Below are 23988 nucleotides of genomic sequence, written 5' to 3' on the forward strand. Positions count from 1 at the left end.
CCGAGGCCGAGCGCAGAGCGGCCTAACCCCGTCCACTTTTTCGGGGGAGGATCAGTCGGCAATTCTGTTGAAACGACTTTCACAGCCACAGCCTAGCTCGCGGCTCAACGTCCGCAATGGGTCGAAGTCGGAAATTGCCTCCAAAGCCCAAAGCGGACGTTGTTGGAATGTCCAGATCCTTGCGGCGGGCCGATGTCGGCGTGCGACCCGTTGCGGACCATGGACAGATGGCTCTACCTTGATCACGCGTTCGTGAAGTGCCAACTTCGCCGCGACTGGAGGAGCCACCGTGAAGCACTCGCTCGTATTCGTGGCGACCGCAGGCCTAGTGCTCACTGGATGCAGCCGATCCGAACTGACCGGAAGCGGACCAGGTCACGGTGCTGGTCGCTACGCCGGAGTAGGGCTCTACCAAGCTGATCGAATGTGGAAGCAACTGGCGGGGCCCGCACCGAAGGAAGCGGGCGCGGCGCGGATCGCGGACGACAGTTACGTGATCGTTGCTATCGACAGTAGGACGGGCGAGCTTCGCCAATGTGGCAATCTGAGCGGCCATTGCATTGGCATGAACCCTTGGTCGACGGCGCTAATGCAAGCCCAACTCGCGCCAGCCTCCCTCGCCAAACACGCGGAGCAGCTCGATGCTGAAGCGCTGGCCGAGACCAAGCCGGTTTCGAGCGCGCCCACCGTGGAGCCCAAGGTCCGCTAGCCACCCATCTGCGACGTTTAAACTTTCCGCTTGCGGGAGTGGTGCCGCGCCCAGCGCCTCGGCGAGCCGCCTAGACCGCCTCGAGCGCCCCGGCGGGCCACACCTTCCGCTCGCTCGACGACCAGAGGTCCACCGTCGGCGTCCCCTTGGCGCAAAGGGCGTTCGCCCGGCCGCGCGCATCGTCGAGATGCGCGGCCTCGATCCACGCCGCCCAGGTGATCGTTCCGGCGGCGTCCTGAAGGTAGGCTCTGAAAGTGTGCATCCCCCGATGTAGGCGCTCCGCCGCCTACAAGCCACCCCCGGGGGCGCCGCACCCCCGGGGGAACCGCTGATGGCGGCGCTATTTCACGCTGGCCGCATCGAAGTCGCGGACGAAGCGGTCCAGCAGCCGCACGCCCCAGCCGCGGGCGCCCTTGGGCGCCGTCGGCTGCGCCTCGTTCGACCAGGCGACCGAGGCGATGTCCAGGTGCGCCCAGGGCGTGGCCGGATCGGCGAAGAAGCCGATGACGTGCGCGCCGACGCTGGCGCCCGCCCCGCCGCCTTCCACCACGTCGCGGATATCGGCCACCGGGCTCTTCAGGTCCTCGGCCAGGGATTCGTGCAGCGGCAGGCGCCACACCGCCTCGCCCGAGGTGGCGGCGGCCTTCTGGACCTGGGCGGCCAGGCCGTCGTGGCGGCTGAACAGGCCCGCGTAGTCGTCGCCAAGCGCCGTGCCCACGGCTCCGGTCAGGGTGGCCACGCTGAACAGCGCCGCCGGCTTCCACCGCTCGTCGGAATAGGCGATGGCGTCGGCCAGGACGACCCGGCCCTCGGCGTCGGTGTTCAGCCGCTCCATGCTCTTGCCGCCATAGGCGCGGACCACGTCGCCGGGACGCGCCGCGCCGCCGCCGGGCATGTTCTCGGCCATGGCGCCCACCGCCACCACGTGGACCGGCGCCTTCGACTTGGCCAGCGACAGCACCGCGCCCATGGCCGCGGCGGCGCCCGACATGTCGGTGCGCATGCGCCACATGCCCGAGGCCGGCTTGATCGAGACGCCGCCCGCGTCGAACGTGATGCCCTTGCCGGTAATCACCACCGGCCGGCCGGTGGCGCCCGGCCCCTTGTACTCCACGATCACCAGCCGGGGCGGACGGGTCGAGCCCTGGCCCACGCTCAGGATGGCGTTCATGCCGCGCTTCGCCAGCTCGGCCTCGTCGAACACCTCCACCGTCACGCCGCTCACCCCGCGGAACGCCTCGCGGGTGCGGTCGGCGAACCACTGCGGCGTCTTGATGTTCGAGGGCTCGGAGATCAGGTCGCGGGACAGCTTCACCCCCTCGGCCAGGGCCGCGCCCCGGGCCTCGAAGGCGGCGCGCGACTCCGCGGCCTGACCCCCCACGATCACCAGGGGCGCCTGGGAAGGCTTGCGCTTGGCCGGCGCCTTGAGCCCGGAATAGGCGTAGCCGCCCAGCTCCGCGCCGATGGCGAGCTCGGCGGCGTCCAGACCCTGGGCCAGCAGCACGACGGCGCCGTCCGCCTCCGCCGTCTCGCGCCGGGCCAGCCCGCCCAGGTCCTGCATCGCCGCGGGGCCGTCGGCGCCGGCCGCGCCCAGCACCACGATCTGTTCGTAGCCACCGATCCCGCGCAGGGTCAGAACCTTGCCCGTCTTGTACTCGAACCGAGCGTCGGCCAGCGCCCGGCGCACCGCCTCCCGCGTGGCCGGGTCCAGCGCCGCGCCGCGGGTCTGCAGGTCCGCCGCCGACGCCAGCGGCAGAACGGCCGCCCCGCCGCGGGGCGCCTCCCCCGCGAACTGGATGGGACGCGCCTCGGCCGACACGGCGGACACGGCAGAGACGGCGGCGGCGAGGGTGAACGCGGCGAGACGGCGCAAGGGGGACCTCCGGGTTGTTCCCAGCAGAGCTAGGGCCAAACCGCCGCCTGCGCTAGCCGCCCCCCGGCCCATCGCGTGTTCAGAAGTCGCAGTCGCCCGTGGCGCCGCGGCGGGGCTGGCGGCCGTCCAGGCTCACGGTCGCCGAGTACGAGCTCCACGCATTGCCCGTGGGCGCCGTGCGCTGGAACACGGTCAGGCCGAAGGGGGCGCGACCCGGAAGGCTGACGGCGTAGGCCTTCTCGCCCTCTCCCACGCCGAGCTTCTCGCAGGCGGCGAGGTCGACGCGGGCGCCCCGCTGCCGCAGGGCCTCGGCCACGTCGTAGGGAATTTCCGCGCCGATCTTCTGCCAGCCCACCGACACCTCGGCCGGCTGGCCTGCGCCGGCGACCCCCACCTTCAGGTCGCCCAGGGTTCCGGACGCCAGTTGCCGCGCCTCCGGCCGCGCCGCCCAGCGCACCCCTTGGGCGCCGGCCCGGACGCCGGCCAGGCTCGCCCGCTCCCCGGCCCGCGGGACCGCCGAGATCAAAAAATCCGCCGCCGGACCGGACGCCACCACCCGACCCCAGCGCCCCCGGCATTCCTCGTCGGCCCAGCGCGCGGCCGAGGCGTCGCGGCTCACCAGCTCGCGCCGGCAGCGGGCGAGGAACTCCGCCTCACCCGCCGGAGCGGAGACCGGCGGCGGCGGCGCGGACGCCGCGGCCGATGGCGCGCCCGGCGCGGCTCTGGCCACCGACACCCCCTGGCCGAAGCCGGTCCCGTTCCATTCCAGCTGCGCCGCGCACTGCGCCCCGGGCCCCGCGCCGCCGCCGCAGGCCGCGCCCCGCCGGGCGACCTGCACCTTCGCCGGCCGCCCGGCCACGATCCGATACCCGGCCAGGACGTCCGAATAGACCCGCCGCGATTGGCCCCGCGCATCGGTGACGAAGATGTCCACCCGCGCCTGGCCGGCCTTGCGGAACAGGCCCGGCCGGCCCGCGCAATTGTAGTCGCCCTCCGAGAGCAGATAGTCCAGCCGCCCGTCCCCGGTGAAATCCTGCGCCGCCACATAGCGCCCCGGCCCCTCGCGGCCGCCGGCGGCGAGGCAGCGCGCGTCCAGCGACTGCATGTGGGTCAGCACCACGGAAGGGATCGGCGGCTGGCCCTGCGCCCGCGCGCCGGCCTGCCCCGTCAGCCCCGCCGCCACCGCGCCGATCGCGAGCCCCCACAGCCTGGCGTTCGTCATGATCCCTCCCGGCAAAGCGAAGGTCGCCGAACGGCCGTACCGCGTGCGGCCGCCGATGGCCACAGGTTCATCGCCCGATTGCGCGACAATCCCGTCTGGGGGGAAACCGCTCGTCCAAGCGCAGAATTCCCGTATCGTCGATATAATGATGTACGGGCGGCCGTTCGGCCGGACAAAAGGGGAAGTGAATGACTAAGTTCAACCAGGCGGCATTTGCGGTCGCCGCCGCGGCGGGAATGCTCGCCGCCAGCGGCTCGGCCAGCGCCGCGCAATATATCTCGAAGCTCGAGTACAGCCAGGACGGCTACAGCAGCAGCCCGTTCGGCACCGTCACCCTCACCGAGGGCGGCTCCGGGAACGGCGCCTATGTCGACGTGCTGGTCCAGCTTCTGCCGCCGCTCACCAACCTCGTCGACACTGGCGCCCACTACATGTTCGCCTTCAACCTGGCGGACACGACCAACAGCACGGTGACGCTGCTGGATCCGGCGCTGGACATCAACGCCGCGGGCAATGCGGACGGTTACACGTTCTACCAGAACGGCGACCGCGACCAGGCGCCCTTCATGAACTTCAGCGAGGCGATCGCCTACAACTATCCGGGTCAGGGCAATGGCAACAACAGCGCGGCGCCGACCCTCGCGTTCCGCGTGAGCAACGCCAACGGCATCACCTTCGTGGGCCCGGGCAACCAGTTCACCTCGACGACGGTGGCCGGCGGCAACATCGCCGGCTTCACCAAGGGCTGGTGGTTCGCCGCCGATGTTAAGAGCTCGCTCACCAGCGGCCCGAACAGCAACACCTTCACGGTCGCCGCGCGGGACTTCTGCACCGTGGGCGTCGATTGCAACACCGGTGTCGTCCCCGAGCCCGGCACGTGGGCGCTCATGATCCTGGGCTTCGGCGCGGCCGGGGGCATGCTCCGCCGCCGCCGCCACGTCGCCGTGGTCGCCTAGATCCGACACGTCGGGTCTGCCCGGGGCGCCGACGGCGTCCCGGGCGCTCGTTTTCCATCATGCGACATCCGTTCCCGCAGTCGGCGTACACCCTCGTCGAACGGCAGCGCTGTGGCGCGCCCCTCCGAGAGACCTTCGTAGCCCCGACCCAGGACGAAGCGATCGCCCGCGCCGAGAGCGTCCTCGACGGCGGCGACGCCGAACTCTGGAAGGGGTCCCATCTGGTGCGCCGCTGGACTCAGATCCGGTTGGCGGAGCCAAGGGCCATCACGAGCGGCTAGCCGCCGCCCCGCGCCAGGTCGGCGTCCGCGCGGCGGGCCATGGCGGCCAGGTCCTCCGCCGGCCCCGCCCCCGCTCAGCCAGCTCGCGCAGTTCCGCTACACGGAAGGCCTGAACCAGATCAGCCGCGAGAACGGCAAGCGTCGCGTCGTGGTGTCCGCCAACGTCCGGGGGCGTGACGTCGGCTCCTTCGTCAAGGCCGCCCAGCCGAAGGTGGAAGAGGTGGCGCTGCCGCCGGGCACGTTCATCGAGTGGGGCGGACAGTTCCAGAACCTGCAGGCCGCCTCGCAGCGCCTGGCGATCGTGGTGCCGATCTGCTTCCTGGCGATCTTTGCCCTGCTCTACATGGCGCTGGGCAGCACGCCCCTGGCGGTGGCGGTGTTCGCGGCCATCCCGCTCGGCCTGGCCGGCGGGGTGTTCACACTGGCCCTGACGCGGATCAATTTCTCCGTCTCCGCCGCGGTGGGGTTCATCGTCCTGGCCGGCGTCGCCGTGCTGAACGGACTGGTGGTGATGAGTGCGATCCGCCAGCGGCTGGACGGCGGCATGCCGATCACCCAGGCGATAACCGAAGGGATGATGGAGAAGGTCCGGCCCGTGGTGATGACCGGCCTGGTGCCGGCGATCGGCTTCATCCCGATGGCGCTGGCGCACGGCACCGGGGCCGAGGTGCAGAAGCCTCTGGCGATGGTGGTGATCGGCGGCCTGGTCACGGCGACCGCCCTGACACTCTTGGTGTTACCGGCCATCACCCAGGTGCTCCTGGCCTTCGCCGAGCGGCGCAAGCGCCGTCCCCACGCCGACGCCAGCCTCATGCCGGCCGAGTAGGGGGCGTCATGGCAACCCAGGAGCCCCATGCGATGGACGACGTCAGGAAATTGCTCCGGATCTACACCGATGAGGCCGCCTACTTCGGAGACCGAAGGGTCTTCGAGGTGGTGGCCATCCGCGCCCGCGAGGCCGGGCTCGCGGGCGCGACGGTGCTAAAGGCGCTCATTGGGTTCGGACACACGCCGCACCTGCACACGCGGCATCTGCTCGACGACGACCAGTCGGTGGTCATCGAGATCGTGGACGAGGAAACCCGTTTGCGGGCGTTCGCGGCCGCGCTTTCGGACCTGCCGGACATCGGCCTCATCACACTGGAGGCGGTGGAGGTGCTGCGAAGCCCGCCCCGCGCAAACCTCGATGGCTAGTGGCCCGGATCGCCGGAACGCGGCGAGGCCTGACGAAAAGCCCGGCCGCGCCCAGATCCTATTGGTCGTGGTGGCCGTTCTGCTGCTCGCAGCCGCGGTCGGGCTCCTCCTGAGCACCCCGTCTGTCGACTTCCACCCGAGGGGTCGCTGACCGCGCGGCGAGAACAAGGAAACGACCATGAGCCAGGACGGAGCGCACGCCGGACATAGCCAGGAGGAAGCCCGCGATGCGGGACATGGCAAGGCGGGCCACGCCCACAGCCACACCGCCAACGCCAGCGCGCGCCAGCTGACAATCGCGCTCGCATTGACATCGACCTTCCTGGTCGCCGAGGTCGTCGGCGGGCTGGTCTTCAAGAGCCTGGCGCTGCTCTCCGACGCCGCGCACATGTTCACGGATGTGGTCGCCCTCGCCATCGCGCTGGCGGCGATCAAGATCGGCCAGCGCAAGGCCGACGACCGCCGGACCTTCGGCTACCGACGCTTCGAGATCCTGGCCGCCGCCTTCAACGCGGTGCTGCTGTTCGCGGTGGCCCTCTATGTGCTGATCGAGGGCGGCCGCCGTCTCTTCGACCCCGCGCCGGTGGAATCGACCGGCATGCTGATCGTCGCCGGCATCGGCCTGGCCGTGAACCTGATCTGCATGCGCGTCCTGTCCGGCGGGAAGGACAAGAGCCTCAACGTCAAGGGCGCCTACCTCGAAGTCTGGGCCGACATGGTCGGCTCGATCGGGGTGATCGGCGGCGCCATCGTCATCCGCTTCACGGGCTGGGCCTGGGTCGATCCGATCGTCGCGATCGCCATCGGCTTCTGGGTGCTGCCCCGGACCTGGGTTCTGCTGCGCGACAGCACCAACATCCTGCTGGAGGGTGCTCCCTCCAGCGTGGCGCTCGCCGCCCTCCGCAAGACCATTACAGAAACGCCGGGCGTCTCAGAGGTCCACGACCTGCACGTCTGGGTCTCGGGCGCGGACCAGCCGAGCTGTACAGCCCACGTGGTCCTGGCTGCGGGGTCGGAAGGCGAAGACGTCCGGCAGCGCGTCGCGGCCACGCTCGCGACGGATTTCGATGTGCATCACGTCACCCTGCAGACCGAGACGGTCCCCTGCGACTCGCGCCCGGAGCTCCACGGATGAGCGGGCACGCCCACGACCACGCGACGGGAAAAAGCCACGGGCATCACCACCACGACACCGAAGGCATGAGCGACGGGCGCCTCGTCGGCGCCGTCGCCGTCAACGTCCTGCTCACCGTGGCGCAGATCGTCGGCGGCGCCGTGTCGGGATCGCTCTCGCTGATCGCCGACGCCCTGCACAATCTGAACGACGCCGCGTCCCTGGCCCTGGCGCTGTTCGCGCGGAAGGTGGGGCGCAAGCCCGCCGACAAGCTGATGACCTTCGGCTACGGCCAGGCCGAGGTGGTTGCGGCGCTGATCAATCTGACCACCCTGATCATCGTCGGCCTCTACCTGGTCTACGAGGCGATCCTGCGGTTCATCGATCCGCAGCCGATCCAAGGTTGGATCATCGTCATCGTCGCGGGGATCGCCCTCGTCATCGACGTGGCGACCGCGCTGATGGTCCGCGTCGGCGCCAAGCACAGTGTGAACATCAAGGCGGCCTTCCTGCACAACGTCTCCGACGCCCTGGCCTCCGTCGGGGTGATCGTCGCCGGCACGCTGATCTTGCTCTACGACCTCTACGTCGCCGACCTGATCGTGACCCTGATCATCGCGGCCTGCGTCCTCTACCAGGGTTTCTCGCTGCTCCCGCGGACCATCCGCCTGCTGATGCACGCGACCCCGGATGGCCTGGAGTTCGACCACATCGTGGCGGCGATCCGGGGTGTCGAGGGCGTCCGCGACGTACACCACGTCCACATCTGGAACCTCGGCGAACACGCCCGGGCCCTGGAAGCGCACGTCGAGCCTGACGGGGCTTCCCTGTCGGACTTCGCCGCCGTCAAAGCCCGCATCCGGTCTACGCTGGCCCGCGACTTCAAGGTAAAGCACGCGACCTTGGAGGCCTGCGCCGCGGGTGAGCATCCGAACGACGGTCCGCTCCAGTCGCCGCACGCGGGCTGATATCGACCACGGCGTCGCAAGGGCGCCGAAGGGGAAGGCAAGATGTTCGAATTGAGCCGCGAAGTCCGCGTCGCCGCCCCACCCCCGGCGGTGTGGCGGGTCGTGACCGACCTGGCGGGCTACCGGGCGTGGACCAAGGTGGTCTTTGTCGGCGGTGAACCCCGGGTAGGGGCGGCGATCACCTATCAGATCGCGGGCCGCATGCGGTCTGGCGTCCAGCGCGCGATCCGGCACGAGGGAACGGTGAAGATGGTCGAGGCGGACCGCGACCTCGTCTGGACGAGCGGAATCCCCGGCTTGATGGGCCTGCGGTTCGGCTTCGCCCTGCGACCCGCCGGCGGCGCGACAGCCGTCCGCCACTATCTGCAGCTGTCGGGCCTCGCAGCCTTTCTCTTCCGGGGCCGCCTGACCCGGCTCTACGGCCCCGTGCTGGGTATCGTCACGGAGGACCTGGCGCGGTTCATGGCGAAGACCCGGGCCGCATCATTCCGCATTGCGCCCGATATCCGCCGCCGAAAGCGGAAGACGTAGGCCGCATCCAGCGGCTTATCTATCGGGCTGTCGGACCTGTTCGGCGGCCGGGAACAAACCAGACGTGGACCGCGACGACAGACCTGCGCTTGCGCATCCCGACGCCGATCGGCGCGCGTCAGCAGGTCGGGAATGGCAAGGGCGCCTGACGGTCGGCGACCACTGGGCGCGCTGGACCGGTCGCGCCGGCGACGCGACGAGCCACTGGCATTTCGCCGCGCAGGCCGCTGCCCGTGTTCGGTGCAAGTCGGCAAGGGGCGAACGACCAGCGCCCGGCTATGACCGGCGCAAGGCAGCGCAGTTGCTCAGCGCTTCGATGACTCGACAATCGGAAGCCTGACCGTTGCACGCGGCATCGACCATCCGGCCGAGTTCCTGCTTTAGCGCCCGCAACTGCCGGATCTTGTCCTCGACGACCCTCAGCTGCGCCGTCGCGATCCGGTTCGCCTGCTCGCAGGGCCTTTCGGGGTGGTCCGCAAAATCGAGCAGGTCCCGGATCGCCTCGATAGAGAAGCCGAGCTGGCGTGCGTGCTTGATGAATGAGAGCCGCTTGACGGCGTCGTCGTCATAGACCCGCCGGTCGTTAGACGTCCGGCTCGGCGCGGGCAGCAGGCCGATCTGCTCATAAAACCGGATCGTCGGAACCTTCACGTCCGTTGCCTTGGCCAACTGGCCGATCGGCATGCCCGTCATTGGCCGGCTCCGTCATTCCGCTCAAGCAAAAATAGGCCTTGCTCCTCTACCTACTAGAGGATGCAAACATGGCGCTGATGTCGAGCCATTCTTCAAATCGCGGGCGAACCGACGGCGCAGGTCTGCGCCGGCAGCGCGGATTTGCGCAAGGTGTGGCTCGACGCACACATTCAACGGGCCTGGATGGCGCGCTGATTTGTCTGCTGCTGTACCCGGCGTATAGGGTGCGCGTGTGAGGGCACTCAGAACATCCGCTCGACGCCTGGCCGGCCTGTTGGCGGCTTGCTTGGCGTTCGTGCTCGTGGCGGCGCCTGTCGCCGGCGCGGCCGTCTGCGCCGGCGAGCCGGCGCGGGCCGTGGCCGCGCAGTCCGATGCCGCCGCGACGCCGGGCCCGGACGAGGCGCCGGACAAGGGCCGCGCGGGGGGCTCGGCGATCTGCCAGCATTGCCACTGCCATCAACAAGGAGCGCTTCCGACACCGCTCCTGGCAGTCGCGGCGATCTCCATGGCGACGCGCGACGCGCCGGCCGTGGCGAATTCGCGGCGGCCCGACTCCTGGACGTTCTCGCGAGTCGAGCGACCGCCGCGCGCCTGACGACCGCCGCGTCTCACGCGCCCCCTGTCGTCTCCGCGAGAAGGTTCATGCTGCCATTCCATCATCGACGGCCGTTCCGTGCGGCCACCCTGGGCCTAGGCGCCCTCGGTCTTTGCGCCGGCGCCGCCTTGGCCGAGCCGGCGCCGCCGTTCGCGGCGCTGCTTCGCCAGGCGCAGTCCAGCGCGCCTCGTCTCGCCGAAGCGCGCGCATAGATCGCCCGCGCCGAAGGCCTGGCGCGGCAGGCCGCCGTCCTCCCGAATCCCGTCCTCGGTGTCGAGGTCGAGAACTTCTCGGGGTCCGGCCCCTTCCGCGGGACGGACCTCTCGGAGACCACGGCGTCGATCGAGCAGACCCTTGAACTGGGCGGCAAACGGTCGGCCAGGGTCGCCGCGGGCCGGGCAGAGGTCACCGCCGCCCAGGCGCGGGCGCGCCGCGTCCTGGGGGAATATGCCTTCGACCTCGCCGCCGCCTACGCCGAAGCCGAGGCTTCGGAGCGGCGGCTGCAGCTCGCGATCGAGCTCCTGTCTCTCACGCAAGAGGATGCGCGCGTCGCGAACGCGCTGGTGGACGCCGGCCGGGAAGCGGACCTACGGGGCGTACAGGCCCAGGCGGCGGTGCATGCGGCGAGAGCCGCCGTGGACGAAGCCCGGGCCGCCCGCGCCACGGCCTTCGGAAACCTGACGGCGCTGTCCGGCACGGCGTCCCCCATCACTTCGATCCCGACGAGCTTGCTGGACCAGACGGCGCCGATCCTTGCGACAAGCGGCGGTGATCCCTCGACGACCCCTGCCTATGCCGCGGCGCAGGCGGAGCGGGAGGCCGCCGCGCGGCGCCTGAGGTTGGAGCGGACGCAGGCTGTGCCGGACGTCGCGCTGTCCGTGGGCGTCCGGCGGTTCAACGACGAGGACGCCACGGCGTTGGTGGCCGGTGTCTCCGTGCCCTTGCCATTGTTCGACCGCAACCGGGGCAACATCGCCGCGGCCCGGGCCGAAGTCGCGGCCGCAGAGGCCCGCCTCAACGCCGCTCGCCTGGAAGCTGACGCTGCGGCCCGCTCGGGCGCGGCGCGCCAGGCGGCGTCCGAGACCCGCCTGGCGGCCGCGCGCGAAGCCGAGCGCACGGCCGAGGAAGCCTACCGGCTCACCCGGATCGGCTATGAGGGCGGCAAGCTTGCACTGCTCGAAGTTCTCAACGCCCGGCGCGAGCTCGCCGAGGCCCGAACCCAGACGATCGACGCCGCGGTCGAGCGGGTGAGCGCGCAGGCCGCGCTGGCCCGGCTCAACGGCGTCGCCATCCCCGGAGACCAACCATGAGACCAGACCGGACACGCCTCTACGGCGCCGCCGCCGCTATCGCCGTCATCGCGGGCCTGGGCGGCTTCGGGATCGCCAAGCTGACCGCCCCCGGCGCGGGGCCGGCTGTCGAAGCGGAGGGCGAGGAAGCCGAAGCCAGGGGGCCGCCGGACACCGTGGTGATGGACGCGGAACGGCTCGCCGCCAGCGGCGTCGGCGTCCAGACGGTCGCCGGCGGCGGGCTCGCCTCGGAGATCATGGCCCAGGCCAGCGTCGAGGCCGCGCCCGGCGCCGAGGCCGTGCTCACCGCCCGCGCCGCCGGCTCGGTATCGCGCATCAACAAGCGCATCGGCGATCCTGTCCGCGAAGGCGAAGTTCTGGCTCTGGTCGAGAGCCGGGAGGCGTCCCAGATCGCCGCGGCCCGCGGCGTCGCCGCCGCGAAGGCCGACCTGGCCCGCAAGACCCTGGCGCGCGAGCGGCGGCTCTACGAGCAGAAGGTCAGTCCGCGGCAGGATCTCGAGGCCGCGCAGGCGGAACTGGCCGCGGCCGAGGCGGAAGCCCGCAGCGCCACGGCGGCGGTCAGCGCCGCGGACGTCTCTCGGGACGGCCGCTACGTGATGGTCGTCAGCCCGATCGCCGGGCGGATCACGGCGGCCAGCGCCAGCCTGGGCGCCTTTGTGCAGCCGGAGACCGAGCTCTTCCGCGTCGCCGACGCGCGGCAGCTGCAGGTCGAGGCGGCGGTGACCGCGGCCGACGCCCGCCGCATCCAGCCCGGCGACGCGGCTGTCCTCGAGACCGGCGACGGCGCGACGGTCAACGCCGTGGTCCGCTCGATCACCCCTGGAGTCGATCCGACCACGCGCGCCGCGACCGTCGTGCTCGCGGTGACCGGCGGCCCCAGCGTCCTGCAACCCGGCCAACTGGTGCGCGCCCGCATTGCCGCACGCCAGGGCGTCACCGCCGGGGTGGTGGTGCCTGAGGAGGCGATTCAGTCCTGGGAGGGTCACGACGTGGTCTTCGTCCGCAACAAGCTCGGCTTCGTGGCGCGGCCCGTCACCGTGGGGTCCCGCGCCAACGGACGGGCGCAACTCAACGCCGGCGTTCGTCCGGGCGAGGTCATCGCGGTGAAGAACGCCTTCCTGCTCAAGGCCGAGCTCGGCAAGGGCGAAGCGGAGGAGGAGGAATAGCCGTGGTCCCTGGTCCGGAGCTCGCCGCATGATCGGCCGCCTCATTTCACTGTCGGTGAGGGGACGCTGGTTCGTCCTCTTCCTCACCCTGGCCATCGCCGTGCTCGGCCTGTGGCAGCTGACCAAGCTGCCGATCGACGCCGTGCCCGACGTGACCAACAAGCAGGTGCAGATCAACACGATCGCCCCGGCCCTGTCCCCCGTGGAGATCGAGAAGCGGGTCAGCTTCCCGGTGGAGACGGCGCTTGCCGGTATTCCCGGCCTCGAGACCACCCGGTCGCTCTCCCGCAACGGCTTCTCGCAGGTCACCGCCGTCTTCAAGGACAGCAGCGACCTCTATTTCGCCCGCCAGCAGGTCGCCGAGCGCCTCACCCAGGCCAGCGACTCCTTGCCCGCGGGCGTCCAGCCGCAGATCGGGCCGGTGTCGACCGGGCTGGGCGAGATCTACATGTATTCGGTGGAGTTCGCGCCGCGACCCGCGCGCGGCAAGACCCGGGACGGCGGCCCCGGATGGCAGAGCGACGGGTCCTTCCTGACCGTCGAGGGCGAGCGCCTGGTCGACGACGTCTCCAAGGCGGCCTACCTGAGGACGGTCCAGGACTGGCTCATCCGGCCGCAGCTGCGCACGGTCCAGGGGGTCGCCGGCGTCGATTCCATCGGCGGCTACGAGAAGAAGTACGTCGTCGAGCCCGATCCTGCGCGCCTCGCGGCCTACGGGATCTCCTACACCGATCTCGCCGAAGCGCTGGAGGCGGCCAACCTCTCGGTCGGCGCCAACTTCATCGAGCGCTCCGGCGAGGCCTTCCTGGTCCGCGCCGACGCGCGCGTGCGCAATCTCGACGAGATCGCCAGCGCCGTGATCGCCACCCGCGGCGGCGTCCCCGTCGCCGTGAAGGACGTCGCCACGGTCCGCGTGGGCGGCGACCTGCGGACGGGATCGGCCAGCAAGAACGGTCAGGAGATGGTCGTCGGCACCGCCCTCATGCTCATCGGCGAGAACAGCCGCACCGTCGCCCGGGCGGTCGGCGACCGCCTCGACCAGGTGAAGAAATCCCTGCCCCCGGGCGTGGCGGTGAACACCCTGCTCGACCGCTCGTCGCTGGTGAACGCGACCATCGGCACCGTCGAAACCAACCTCACCGAGGGGGCGCTGCTGGTCGCGGCGACTCTGTTCCTGCTGCTGGGCAACGTCCGCGCCGCCTTCATCGCCGTGCTCGTGATCCCATTCTCGTTCCTGATGATGGCCATCGGCATGAACGGGCTGAAGGTGCCCGGCAACCTGATGAGCCTAGGCGCCCTGGACTTCGGCCTGATCGTCGACGGGGCGGTGATCATCGTCGAGAACTGCCTGCTGCGCCTCGCCCAGCGGCAGCATCACGAGGGGCGGCTGCTGGCGCTGCCCGAGCGGCTGGAGACCGTCCTGCATGCCACCCAGGAGATGATCCGGCCGACCGTCTATGGCCAGGCGATCATCTTCCTGGTGTTCGCGCCGCTGCTCACCTTCACCGGGATCGAGGGCAAGACCTTCTACCCGATGGCGGTGACGATCATGCTGGCGCTGGCCGCGGCCTTCGTCCTGTCGCTCACCTTCGTGCCCGCCATGGTGGCGATCCTCATGCGGGGGAAGGTCGCCGAGAAGGAGGTGCGCGTGATCGAGGTCACGAAGACGCGCTACGAGCCCGTCCTGCGGCGTGCGATCGCGAGGCCGGCGCCCTTCATCGGCGGCGCCCTGGCCATTTTTGTCGTGGCCGGCGGGCTGTTCACCACCTTGGGCCAGGAGTTCATCCCGACGCTGGACGAGAAGAACGTCCTGTTGGGCTCGCTCCGCATTCCGTCCACGGCGCTCGAGCAGTCGAACAGGATGCAGCTGCAGGTCGAGCGGGCCGTCTCGAGCCTTCCCGAAGTGGAGATGATGTTCTCGAAGGTGGGCACCGCCGAGATCGCCAGCGACCCGATGCCGCCCAACCAGTCGGATGGCTTCGTGATCCTCAAGCCGCAGAAGGACTGGCCCGCGGGCGTCGACAGCAAGGAGGAGGTCGTTGCTCGCATCCTGGAGAAGGTGGAGCCCCTGCTGGGAAACAACTACGAGGTCACCCAACCGATCCAGATGCGCTTTAACGAGCTGATCGCGGGCGTGCGCGGCGACGTGGCCATCAAGCTCTACGGCGACGACCTCGACAAGATGACAGCCACCGCGAACCGGATCGCTGCCGCGCTTGAGTCGATCCCTGGCGCCACCGGCGTCCGGGCCGAGCAGACGGCTGGCGCGCCGGCCCTGGACGTGCGTTTCGATCGCGGCGCGATCGCCGGCTACGGGCTCACCGTCCAGGAGGTCGCCGACACGCTCGCGGCCGCCATGGGCGGACGCGAGGCGGGTGCGGTGTTCGAAGGCGACCGGCAATTCGAAATTGTCGTGCGCGTGCCGATGGCCCAGCGGAACGACGTCGCGGTCCTCGGCGCCTTGCCTGTGATGCTGCCGGCCGAGGAGGGCCGGGCGCGACAGGCGGTCCCCCTCCGCCAGCTGGTGGAGTTCCGGTTCACCGAAGGGCTCAACCAGATCAGCCGGGAGGATGGCAAGCGCCGGGTGGTGATCCAGGCCAACGTGCTGAACCGCGATGTGGGCTCGTTCGTCACCGAGGCGCGCGCCAAGGTCGATGCCATCCCGCTGCCGCCCGGGTCCTGGGTGGTCTGGGGCGGCCAGTACGAGAACCTCAAGGCCGCGACCCAGCGGCTCGCCATCGTGGTGCCGATCTGCTTCGTGCTGATCTTCGTCATCCTCTCGATGGCTCTTGGAGGCGTGCGCCCGGCCGTCGCCGTTTTCGCGGCGATTCCGTTGGGGCTGTCGGGCGGGGTCTTCGCTCTCGTTTTGACCGGTATCACGTTCTCGATTTCGGCGGCCGTCGGCTTCATCGTGCTGGCCGGCGTGGCGGTGCTCAACGGCCTCGTGGTGATGACCAGCATCGGCGACCGAATCGCCGACGGGGTCGATCCGGTGAAGGCGATCTACGACGGCGCCATGGAGCGGGTGCGGCCGGTGCTGATGACCGGCCTCGTACCAGCCATCGGCTTCATCCCGATGGCGATCGCGCACGGCACCGGCGCCGAGGTGCAGAAGCCGCTGGCGATGGTCGTGATCGGCGGCCTCATCACCGCCACCGCGGTGACGCTGCTCGTGCTGCCCGCGATCGCCCGGCTGCTGCTGGCGCGGGGAGCCACGGCGGCGGCGGCAGACCTCACGCCCGCCGCGGGAGGGGCCCATCCATGATCCGTCCCATGGTCCAGAAGGAGAGTTGTGATGCTTAGCCCCGGCCAGGCCGTCCTGCTCCGCATCTACACCGACGAGGATGCGCTGCACGGCGACCAATCGCTCGTGGACCTGATCGTCCGCAAGGCCCGACAGGCCGGCCTGGCCGGCGCCACCGTGCTGCGCGGCCGGCTCGGATTCGGTCAGGCCTCACACCTGCACGTCCATCGCCCCTTCGGCCTCGACGACAACCTGCCGGTGGTCATCGAGTTGGTGGACCAGGAACCCGCCTTGCGGGCGTTCGTTGGCGAACTCGACGGCTTCGGCGACATCGGATTGATCACCTTCGAGAAGGTGGAGGTTGCGCGCTACGGCCACCCGAGCCCCTGACGTCGTCAGGCGCCGCCGGAGGGATCCCGCGCATGAAACGGTTCGTCTTCCTGGTCCTGATCACCCTGCTCGCCACCGCGCCGGCCATGGGGCTTCGCCTCTCGGGCTGGCGGCCCGATCCGGTAGTAGACGCGCTCGTTTTCGGCGTGGCGGTGCTCGCGGCCGGCTTCCTGTTGTCCTGGGGCGCGGAAGCGGCCGAGAAGCACATCTCGCAGGGCCTGATCGTGGCCATCGTGGCGCTGGTCACGGTCATGCCCGAGTACGCCGTGGACCTCTACTACGCCTTCCGGGCCGGCCAGGCGCCGGAGTCCGACTACGTCCACTACGCCGCCGCGAACATGACCGGCGCGAACCGACTGCTCGTCGGCGTCGCCTGGCCGCTGATGGTCCTGCTGCACTGGCTGCGGACCCGCGACCGCGCCGTGCAGCTTGGCCCCGTGAACACGGTCGAAGTCGCCTTCCTCCTTCTCGGCAGCCTCTACGCCTTCGTGATCCTCCTGAAGGGCGTCATCTCGCCGTTCGACTTCCTGGTGCTGTTCGCGATCTTCGCCGGCTATCTCTACCGCGTCAGCACGCTGCCCAAGGCGGACGACGAAGACGATGAGGACGAGGAGCCTGGGCCGGCCGCGGCGCTGGAGACGCTGCGTCCGGCGGCGCAATGGAGCTGGATGGGCGCACTGGCGGTGGTCGCCTTGGCCGTCATCCTGGCCTCCGCCGAGCCGTTCGCCGAATCCATGGTGGAGGCCGGGCGCGTCCTGGGCATCGACGAGTTCCTCCTGATCCAGTGGCTGGCGCCGCTTGCCAGCGAAGCGCCGGCCGTCAGCATCGCCGTGTTGTTCGTCCTGGCCGGTCGCGCCGCGAGTGGGCTGACCGCCATGATCAGCGACAAGATCAACCAGTGGACCCTGCTGGTCGGCATGTTGCCGCTGGCGATGAGCGTCGGCGCGAGTGGGCTCGTCGGCCTTCCTCTGGATGCGCGCCAGCAGGAGGAGTTCCTGCTCACGGCCGCGCAGTCGGTCTTTGCGACCGCGCTCCTGCTTCGTCTGCGCCTGACCGTCTTGGCCGCCGCGATCCTCTTCGGCCTGTTCGCGGTCCAGGTCGGGCTCGCCCTCCATTTCCGCGACGACGAAGCCCGCACGATCGCCAGCCTGACGGGGCTCGCGTGGGTCTACCTCGGCCTTGCGGCCGTGCTGTTCGCATCGCAGGGCCGCGAGCTTGTGAGGGTCGTCCGGTCGGGGCTGTTCACCTCGCACCGCAGGCTGGAAGCCGCCCAGGCGCGGGCCGAGCCGCCCACGCCGCGCGAGCTGCCCGGAAGATCCCGGGAACACGGCTCTTGATCCTCAAGTGGCTGGAGGTGGCAGGCTGGAAGTCGAACGGCTCGGAGGTTACATGGCGCGTCGCAGTCTCGGAGTGGCGATCGTGCTCGGTGTCGTGGCGGTGGATCAGGCGACCAAGGGGCTCGCGCGGGCCACCCTGGCGTCCGCGTCGGTCGAGCTGGCGCCGTTCTTCGATCTGCGGCTGGGCTTCAACAGCGGCGTCAGCTTCGGCCTCTTCGCCGGCGAGAGCGCCTGGGCCCGGTGGGCCCTCGTGGCCGTGACCGGCCTCGTCGCCGTTTGGCTGCTCGCCTGGCTTTTCCGGGAAGCCAACGCCCTGACGGCTGCGGCGCTGGCCCTGATCCTCGGCGGCGCCCTCGGTAACCTCCTCGACCGTGTGCGCGTCGGCGTCGTGACGGACTTCCTCGACCTCCACCTGGGTGAGGCGCATTTTCCGACGTTCAACCTCGCCGATACGGCCATTACCGCGGGCGTCGTGCTCATGATGCTCGGCTTCCGGCGCGGCGACGAGAGTTCCGGCGCTCGAGCCTCGGCCTCGCATGACCGGCGTTGACAGGCTCGGCAGGGCGAACCGCGCGCTGGCTGCCTGGCGCGGCGAACTCACGGTCGGTGACGGCTGGGCTCGCTGGCAGGGCGCAGCCGGGGACAACACCCTGCATCGCCATCTCGCGGCACAGGCCGTGCTCGCGGCCCAGCCGGTCGGCCTTCATCGGTCGGACGGCGGTGTCGTCAGGGGCCGGGTGGTGCTGATCGATCCGCTCGTGGCCCATCGACTTGACCGGGCCAGCAACGTCGAGATCATCTTTTTCGAACCCGCCGCCCTCCAAGGCGACGCCGCCGAGGTCCTGGCGCGCGTCCCGGCTGACGATCCTGACGCGATCCGGCTGGAGTCAGACGAGCCTCGGCGACGGTTCTGGAGCCGGCCGCGCGGCGTCCCGGGCGCGCGCGAAGGGCCGAGCCCGACCCTGCGGCGGGCCCTGGCGCAGCTGGAGGCGGAGCTGCCGAACGGTCCGGTCCGGCTGGCGGCCGCCGCCGCGGCGGCCGGCTTGTCGCCTGACCGCTTCCGGCATGTGTTCGTGGAGGCGGTGGGTGTCCCGTTCCGCCGCTATCTCCTGTGGAAGCGCTTGCAGCGGGCCGTCGCCCTGCGAGGCGAAGGCTGCGACGCCACGACAGCGGCGCACGGCGCCGGTTTCGCCGACAGCGCCCATCTCGCCCGGACGATCCGCGCGATGTTCGGGATCAGCGCCTCGCAACTCGGAGGGGCCGGATAGCCGCTACGTTCAAGCGCGCCTCGGGCAGGCAGGCTTACATCAGCGACATGACCCAGAGCACCGACTTCACGCCCGCCCTCGGCCGACATGAGCTGACCGGCGCCTACGACCGGATGATCGCCCTGATGACCCGGGAGCGGCGCTGGCGCGCCGAACTGCTCGCGCTGGTCGCGCCCAGGCCCGGCGAAACGATCCTCGACGTGGGCTGCGGCACGGGAACCTTCGCGATCATGCTGAAGCAGGCTTGTCCTTCGGCGCGGGTCATCGGCGTCGACCCGGACGAGAACGTTCTGGCCATCGCGAGGGCCAAGGCCTCGGCCGCCGGCGCGGACGTGGAGTGGCGGCGCGCCTTCGGCGACGAACTCGCCGGGCTCGGCGCGCGGGCCGACAAGGTCGCCTCGAGCCTCGTCTTCCACCAATGCCCGATGGCGGTGAAGAATTCGATCCTCGCGGCTGCCGCGGCGGTCCTGGGGGATGGAGGCCGGCTGATCGTCGCGGACTACGGACGACAACGCTCTCCCTTCATGCGTCTCCTGTTCCGGCAAGTGCAGATGCTCGACGGCTTCGCGAACACCGAGCCGAATGCACGGGGTGTGCTTCCTGGCTTGATCGAAGCCGCCGGCTTCCAACGGGTCGAAGAAGGGCGCGTCATCCCCACACCGACCGGTTCGATCTCGATCTACACGGCGGAGAAGGGATGATGGGTGGGACGTCCGAACGCTGGGAAGGCTTCCAGACCGAGGCGCGCCGTGCGCGCGAAGCCTTCGGCGAGGGCCGATACGACGTCGCCATGGACCATCTTGAGCGCGCCCATGTGCTCGGCCAGCCCTGGGCGGGTCCACATACCTGGAGCCACTGGATGATGTTCCGCGTCGGCCTCGCGCAACGCGACTGGACCGAGGTTTGCGGCCAGGTCCTGCGCCTTGCGATGGGCGGGGTGCTCTCGTGGCTGCAGCTGCTGCCGCATGGCAACACCGGGCGCGCCCGGGTCCCGGCGCTCAAGGCGATGGCCCCGCCGCAGGACCTCCGCCACCTGGTCGCCGAGCCGTAGGCGGTCACGGAGGTTCCCCGGCGGCCCGCACCGAGGCGCAACCAATTGTCTCGCTGAGGCGTCTCGCTGAGGCGTCTTGTTGGCGATGAACCTCAGGAGCGGCGGACCGTGACGGCGAACTTCTATTCGATCCATCGGCAGGGTTTCGTGCGCGTGGCCGTCTGCACGCCGCGGGTGGCGGTCGCCGAACCCTTCGCCAACTTGGAGGCGACCCTGGAGTTGGCGCGGCAGGGGCACGACCGGAAGGTCGACCTGATGTTGTTTCCGGAACTCGGCCTGTCCGCCTACGCCATCGACGACCTCCTGCTGCAGGACGCGCTGCTGCAGGGCGTGGATCGGGCCCTCGCGGACCTGGCCGTGGCCTCGGCGGCGATGTCGCCGGCGCTCATCGTCGGCGCGCCGCTCGCGCGCAACGGTCGCCTCTACAACTGCGCCGTCGCGATCTCGCGCGGACGGATCCTCGGCGTCGTGCCGAAGAGCTTCCTGCCCAACTACCGGGAGTTCTACGAGAACCGCTGGTTCGCGCCCGGCGCGGGCGTGACCGGGCTCGAGATCCACGTCGCCGGCCAGGCCGCGCCGTTCGGGACCGATTTGATCTTCGAGGCCGAGGATCTGCCGGGCTTCGCCTTCCATATGGAGCTCTGCGAGGACTTCTGGGCGGCCACCCCGCCGTCAAGCCGGGCCGCCCTGGCCGGCGCCCTCATCCTCTGCAACCTCTCGGCGTCGAACATTGTCGTCGGCAAGGCGGACGAGCGTGAGTTGCTGTGCGCCTCCCAATCCATGCGCTGCCAGGCGGCCTATCTCTACTCCGCCGCGGGGCCGGGCGAGAGCACGACCGACCTCGCCTGGGATGGCCAGGCGACCATCCACGAACTCGGCCGGCGCCTCGCCGAGACGGAGCGGTTCCCGGCGGGGTCGCAGATGGCGGTCGCCGACGTGGACGTCGAGCGGCTGCAGTTGGATCGCATGCGGACGCCCACGTTCAACAACGCCGCGGCGGCCGCCGGCCACCCGGAAAAGGACTTTCGTCGGGTGCGGTTCGTCCACCAGCCGCACTGGGATGACGTGGGCCTGATCCGGCCGCTGGATCGCTTTCCGTTCGTGCCGGACGATCCGGCGCGGCTCGACAAGGACTGCTACGAGACGTTCAACATCCAAGTTCAGGGGCTGGTGAAGCGCCTGCAGGCGACGAAGTCCAAGCACATCGTGATCGGCGTCTCGGGCGGGCTCGACTCCACCCACGCCCTCATCGTCGCGGCCAAGGCGTTCGACGCGTTGGGCAAGCCGCGCTCCGACATCCTGGGTTTCACGCTGCCGGGCTTCGCGACCAGCGAAGGGACCAAGTCCAACGCCTGGGCGCTCATGCGTGGCCTGGGCGTGGCCGGCGAGGAGATCGACATCCGGCCGGCGGCGAAGGTGATGCTGGAGGGCATCGGCCATCCGTTCGCGAAGGGCGAGCCCGAGTACGACGTCACCTTCGAGAATGTGCAGGCCGGCCTGCGCACCGACTACCTGTTCCGGCTGGCCAACCAGCGGGGCGGCCTGGTGCTGGGCACGGGCGACCTCTCGGAGCTGGCGCTGGGGTGGCAGACCTACGGCGTCGGTGATCAGATGAGCCACTACAACGTCAACGGTTCGCTCGCGAAGACCCTGATCCAACACATGATCCGCTGGGTGGTGAAGACCAAGCAGTTCGACGAGGGTCCCTCCGCCACGCTGCTGTCCATCCTGGACACCGAGATCTCGCCCGAGCTGGTGCCCGCCGACGCGAGCGGGGCGATACAGAGCACCCAGGCCAAGGTCGGGCCCTATGAGCTGCAGGACTTCAACCTCTTCCACATCACGCGCTATGGGCTGCGGCCCACCAAGGTGGCGTTCCTGGGCTGGCACGCCTGGCGCGATGTCGATCAGGGGTCGTGGCCGGAGCACTTTCCGCCTGAGGCCCGCCACCAGTACGACCTGGCGACCGTCAAGCAGTGGCTGAGGGTGTTCCTCTTCCGCTTCTGCGAGATCAGCCAGTTCAAGCGTTCGGCCATGCCGAACGGGCCGAAGGTGATCTCCGGCGGGGCGCTGTCGCCGCGCGGCGACTGGCGGGCGCCCTCCGATGGCACGGCCACGGTGTGGCTGGACGAACTCGAGACGAACGTCCCTTAGACGACCGGGCCCGCCTTGCGCCCGGCGATGCGGAAGCCGATCACGAGGAGGAGGATGGTCGCGAGCTGCGCCCAGAGGCCCTCCCAGGTCGGGAAGACGCCCAGGATCTCGATGCGCGGCAGGGCCTGAAGCGGGCGGATATCTAGCAGGCCGGCCTCCTGCAGGCCCGCGACCCCCTTGCCGGCCAGCACCACGGCGAGGACGGCGATGAGGATGGAACTGTAGGCGAAGAACTGCGAGATCGGCAGCCGGCGGCTGTAGGTCAGGAGCAGCCGCGCCAGGACGATGAGCACCAGGATCGCCGCCCCGGCGCCGGCCAGCAGGGCGGCGTGGCCGCCCTGGCTCCAGAGGGCCGCGAAGAACAGGATCGTCTCGAACACCTCGCGGTAGACCACCACGAAGGCCAGCCCGAACAAGAACCAGGCCGACCCCTTGGACAGGGCCGCCGAGAGCTTCTCCTTGATGTAGCGCTGCCAGGCCTCCGCGTGCGACTTGCCGTGCATCCAGACGCCCACCGAGATCAGCACCGCGGCCGAGACCAGCGATCCGAAGCCTTCCATCAGTTCGCGGCTCGCTCCGCTGATCGAGATCAGGTAGGTGGCCGCCGCCCAGGTGGCGGCGCCCGCCGCCAGGGCGGCAAGCCAGCCGGCGTGGACATACGGCAGCACGTCGCGGCGCTCGGCCTTCCCGAGGAAGGCGACCATGGCCACCACGATCAACAGCGCCTCCAGGCCTTCGCGCAGGAGGATGGCGAAGGCGCCGGCGAAGCTCGAGGCGGCGCTGGCCCGATCCGGCGCCAATGCCTGTTCTGCAAGGCCCAGCAGGGTGCTGAGCTGGGTGACCTTCGCCTCCACCTCGACCGCCGGGGCCCGTGCGGAAAGGCTGGCGCGCAGCTCGCCCATGGCGGACTCGACCCGGGCCATCAGGGCCCCATCCCGCGCGCGCAGCGCGGGCTCCACCGGCTCGAAGCCATCGAGGTAGGCGGAGAGGGCCAGCTCCTCCGCCCGGGGTTGGTCGCCGGCGCGATAGGCCGCGAGGCTCTGCTGCAGCTTGGCGCGCGCGATGTCGAGGCTGCCGGCCGGCGAGGCGTTCACAGCCTCGGGGTGGCGCCGCAGGTAGGCAACCAGCTGGGTGGCGCGCGGTTCGCCGAGCTCGGCGGCCAGCGCCGCCGGCGTCGCCTGGGTCACCGCCTGAAGGTTGGGGAACCGCGCCCGCAGGTTCGGGTCGGCGGTCCAGAGTCGCTCGCCGGCTTGGGCGGCCTGCGCGTCGAACGCGAAGCCGCCGGCGTAGAAGGCCAGCGCCCAGCGCTCGTCCTCGGTCAGATGACTGAAGCTCGCCATCGCGGTGCCGTCCAGGCCTTGGCCGATCACCTGGTACAGCCCGAAGAGGCTGCGCTCGCGCGCCCGCTCGGCGTCGGCGAAGGCGACGGGCGCAGGATCGAGACCCTTGGCGCCGGGGCCGTCGGCGCGGCCGCTCGCGCCATGGCAGCTCGCGCACTGCTCGGCATAGAGCCGCGCGCCCGTCGCCAGGTCGGGCGCCTTGGCCGGAGCGAGCGGCGTCGGATAGGCCGCCAGCACCGCGCCGGCCAGATTGCGGGCGCGGGCGGCGACCGTCTCCGGCGGCGCCTTGCGTTCGATGTCCGCCGCCAGGGCGTCGGCCGCCTGCACCAGGCCGGCGCGCGCCGGCGTCTCCGGAAGCGCCGCCAGGCGCGTGCGCACGGTCCTGGAGAACTCCTGCATCTCCGCATATTCCGCCGGGCTCACGACCCGCCCGCCCTGGACCGCGCCGGGGTAATCGACGGCGATGTAGTCGAGCAGGCGCCAAGCGACCTGGGCGGGCGGCGTGTCTTGCGCCACGGCGCGGAGCGGCAGCGCAGCAGCCGTCAGGGCGACGAGCACGGCGAGAAGGCGGACGACGGGCGGCATCAGGGAC

General features: G+C 70.5%; 23 protein-coding genes and 1 pseudogene. 19 read left to right on the plus strand and 5 right to left on the minus strand.

The window, feature by feature from the left end:
• Positions 1–424 precede the first annotated feature (424 nt).
• On the plus strand, positions 425–709 hold the full coding sequence (locus AX721_RS26170) for a hypothetical protein (protein ID WP_068878893.1): 285 nt from the start codon (positions 425–427) through the stop codon (positions 707–709).
• Positions 710–779: 70 nt separating this feature from the next.
• On the opposite strand, the gene AX721_RS26175 is transcribed toward AX721_RS26170, so the two are convergent.
• The 3 genes from AX721_RS26175 to AX721_RS26185 form a co-directional block, all read right to left on the minus strand.
• Positions 780–971, minus strand: coding sequence for a hypothetical protein (locus tag AX721_RS26175; protein WP_068878894.1), 192 nt, complete (start codon positions 969–971; stop codon positions 780–782).
• Between the two features lie 78 nt (positions 972–1049).
• Complete coding sequence (locus AX721_RS26180) at positions 1050–2582, minus strand: M17 family metallopeptidase (RefSeq protein WP_068878895.1); 1533 nt, start codon at positions 2580–2582, stop codon at positions 1050–1052.
• 79 nt (positions 2583–2661) lie between these two features.
• Positions 2662–3804: a hypothetical protein gene (locus tag AX721_RS26185; protein WP_197422726.1), complete on the minus strand. Its 1143-nt coding sequence runs from the start codon at positions 3802–3804 to the stop codon at positions 2662–2664.
• A gap of 188 nt (positions 3805–3992) precedes the next feature.
• Between AX721_RS26185 and AX721_RS26190 the strand changes: the two genes are divergently transcribed.
• From AX721_RS26190 to AX721_RS26220, 7 genes and pseudogenes are all read left to right on the plus strand, one after another.
• Entirely contained in the window at positions 3993–4760 is a 768-nt protein-coding gene (locus AX721_RS26190) for a PEPxxWA-CTERM sorting domain-containing protein (protein ID WP_068878896.1), read from the plus strand.
• A gap of 59 nt (positions 4761–4819) precedes the next feature.
• A complete protein-coding gene (locus AX721_RS26195) occupies positions 4820–5041 on the plus strand; it encodes a hypothetical protein (protein ID WP_068878897.1) in 222 nt (73 codons plus the stop codon).
• A 55-nt stretch (positions 5042–5096) separates the two neighbouring features.
• A pseudogene (locus AX721_RS26200) lies at positions 5097–5867 on the plus strand (efflux RND transporter permease subunit); the annotation flags it as partial.
• 32 nt (positions 5868–5899) lie between these two features.
• Positions 5900–6235 carry a DUF190 domain-containing protein gene (locus AX721_RS26205; protein ID WP_068878899.1) on the plus strand — a complete coding sequence of 112 codons (336 nt, stop codon included), beginning with the start codon at positions 5900–5902 and terminating at the stop codon, positions 6233–6235.
• Positions 6236–6413: 178 nt separating this feature from the next.
• The gene (locus AX721_RS26210) at positions 6414–7370 is read left to right on the plus strand and encodes a cation diffusion facilitator family transporter (RefSeq protein WP_068878900.1); all 957 of its coding nucleotides are present in this window, start codon (positions 6414–6416) and stop codon (positions 7368–7370) included.
• Entirely contained in the window at positions 7367–8317 is a 951-nt protein-coding gene (locus tag AX721_RS26215) for a cation diffusion facilitator family transporter (RefSeq protein WP_068878901.1), read from the plus strand. The genes AX721_RS26210 and AX721_RS26215 overlap by 4 nt, the downstream gene beginning before the upstream one ends.
• 42 nt (positions 8318–8359) lie before the next feature.
• On the plus strand, positions 8360–8848 hold the full coding sequence (locus tag AX721_RS26220) for an SRPBCC family protein (protein WP_068878902.1): 489 nt from the start codon (positions 8360–8362) through the stop codon (positions 8846–8848).
• 276 nt (positions 8849–9124) lie between these two features.
• On the opposite strand, the gene AX721_RS26225 is transcribed toward AX721_RS26220, so the two are convergent.
• A complete protein-coding gene (locus AX721_RS26225) occupies positions 9125–9541 on the minus strand; it encodes a helix-turn-helix domain-containing protein (RefSeq protein ID WP_068878903.1) in 417 nt (138 codons plus the stop codon).
• 286 nt (positions 9542–9827) lie between these two features.
• Here AX721_RS26225 and AX721_RS26230 point away from each other — a divergent pair, with 286 nt between their 5' ends.
• From AX721_RS26230 to AX721_RS26280, 11 genes are all read left to right on the plus strand, one after another.
• Complete coding sequence (locus AX721_RS26230) at positions 9828–10136, plus strand: hypothetical protein (RefSeq protein WP_068878904.1); 309 nt, start codon at positions 9828–9830, stop codon at positions 10134–10136.
• A 230-nt stretch (positions 10137–10366) separates the two neighbouring features.
• A complete protein-coding gene (locus tag AX721_RS26235; protein WP_369796618.1) occupies positions 10367–11446 on the plus strand; it encodes a TolC family protein in 1080 nt (359 codons plus the stop codon).
• A complete protein-coding gene (locus AX721_RS26240) occupies positions 11443–12612 on the plus strand; it encodes an efflux RND transporter periplasmic adaptor subunit (RefSeq protein WP_068878905.1) in 1170 nt (389 codons plus the stop codon). The genes AX721_RS26235 and AX721_RS26240 overlap by 4 nt, the downstream gene beginning before the upstream one ends.
• 28 nt (positions 12613–12640) lie before the next feature.
• Positions 12641–15877, plus strand: coding sequence for an efflux RND transporter permease subunit (locus AX721_RS26245; protein WP_068878906.1), 3237 nt, complete (start codon positions 12641–12643; stop codon positions 15875–15877).
• Positions 15878–15907: 30 nt separating this feature from the next.
• Positions 15908–16246, plus strand: coding sequence for a DUF190 domain-containing protein (locus AX721_RS26250; protein WP_068878907.1), 339 nt, complete (start codon positions 15908–15910; stop codon positions 16244–16246).
• 32 nt (positions 16247–16278) lie between these two features.
• The gene (locus AX721_RS26255; RefSeq protein ID WP_082765423.1) at positions 16279–17583 is read left to right on the plus strand and encodes a sodium:proton exchanger; all 1305 of its coding nucleotides are present in this window, start codon (positions 16279–16281) and stop codon (positions 17581–17583) included.
• Between the two features lie 52 nt (positions 17584–17635).
• A complete protein-coding gene (gene lspA, locus AX721_RS26260; protein ID WP_068878908.1) occupies positions 17636–18133 on the plus strand; it encodes a signal peptidase II in 498 nt (165 codons plus the stop codon).
• Entirely contained in the window at positions 18120–18851 is a 732-nt protein-coding gene (locus AX721_RS26265; RefSeq protein WP_068878909.1) for an AraC family transcriptional regulator, read from the plus strand. The genes lspA and AX721_RS26265 overlap by 14 nt, the downstream gene beginning before the upstream one ends.
• A 47-nt stretch (positions 18852–18898) precedes the next feature.
• On the plus strand, positions 18899–19552 hold the full coding sequence (locus tag AX721_RS26270) for a class I SAM-dependent methyltransferase (protein WP_068878910.1): 654 nt from the start codon (positions 18899–18901) through the stop codon (positions 19550–19552).
• Positions 19549–19902, plus strand: a complete 354-nt coding sequence (locus tag AX721_RS26275; protein WP_082765424.1) for a DUF3703 domain-containing protein — start codon at positions 19549–19551, stop codon at positions 19900–19902. The genes AX721_RS26270 and AX721_RS26275 overlap by 4 nt, the downstream gene beginning before the upstream one ends.
• Before the next feature lie 108 nt (positions 19903–20010).
• Positions 20011–22056 (plus strand): NAD(+) synthase, encoded by a 2046-nt coding sequence (locus AX721_RS26280; protein WP_068878912.1) that lies wholly within the window; start codon positions 20011–20013, stop codon positions 22054–22056.
• Here AX721_RS26280 and AX721_RS26285 read toward each other — a convergent pair.
• Positions 22053–23981, minus strand: coding sequence for an FTR1 family protein (locus tag AX721_RS26285; protein WP_068878913.1), 1929 nt, complete (start codon positions 23979–23981; stop codon positions 22053–22055). The two genes, AX721_RS26280 and AX721_RS26285, sit on opposite strands and share 4 nt — an antisense overlap.
• Positions 23982–23988 lie beyond the last annotated feature (7 nt).

Origin of the sequence: Phenylobacterium sp. CCH9-H3, assembly GCF_001557235.1 — a bacterium.
Classification (GTDB): Bacteria; Pseudomonadota; Alphaproteobacteria; order Caulobacterales; family Caulobacteraceae; genus Phenylobacterium.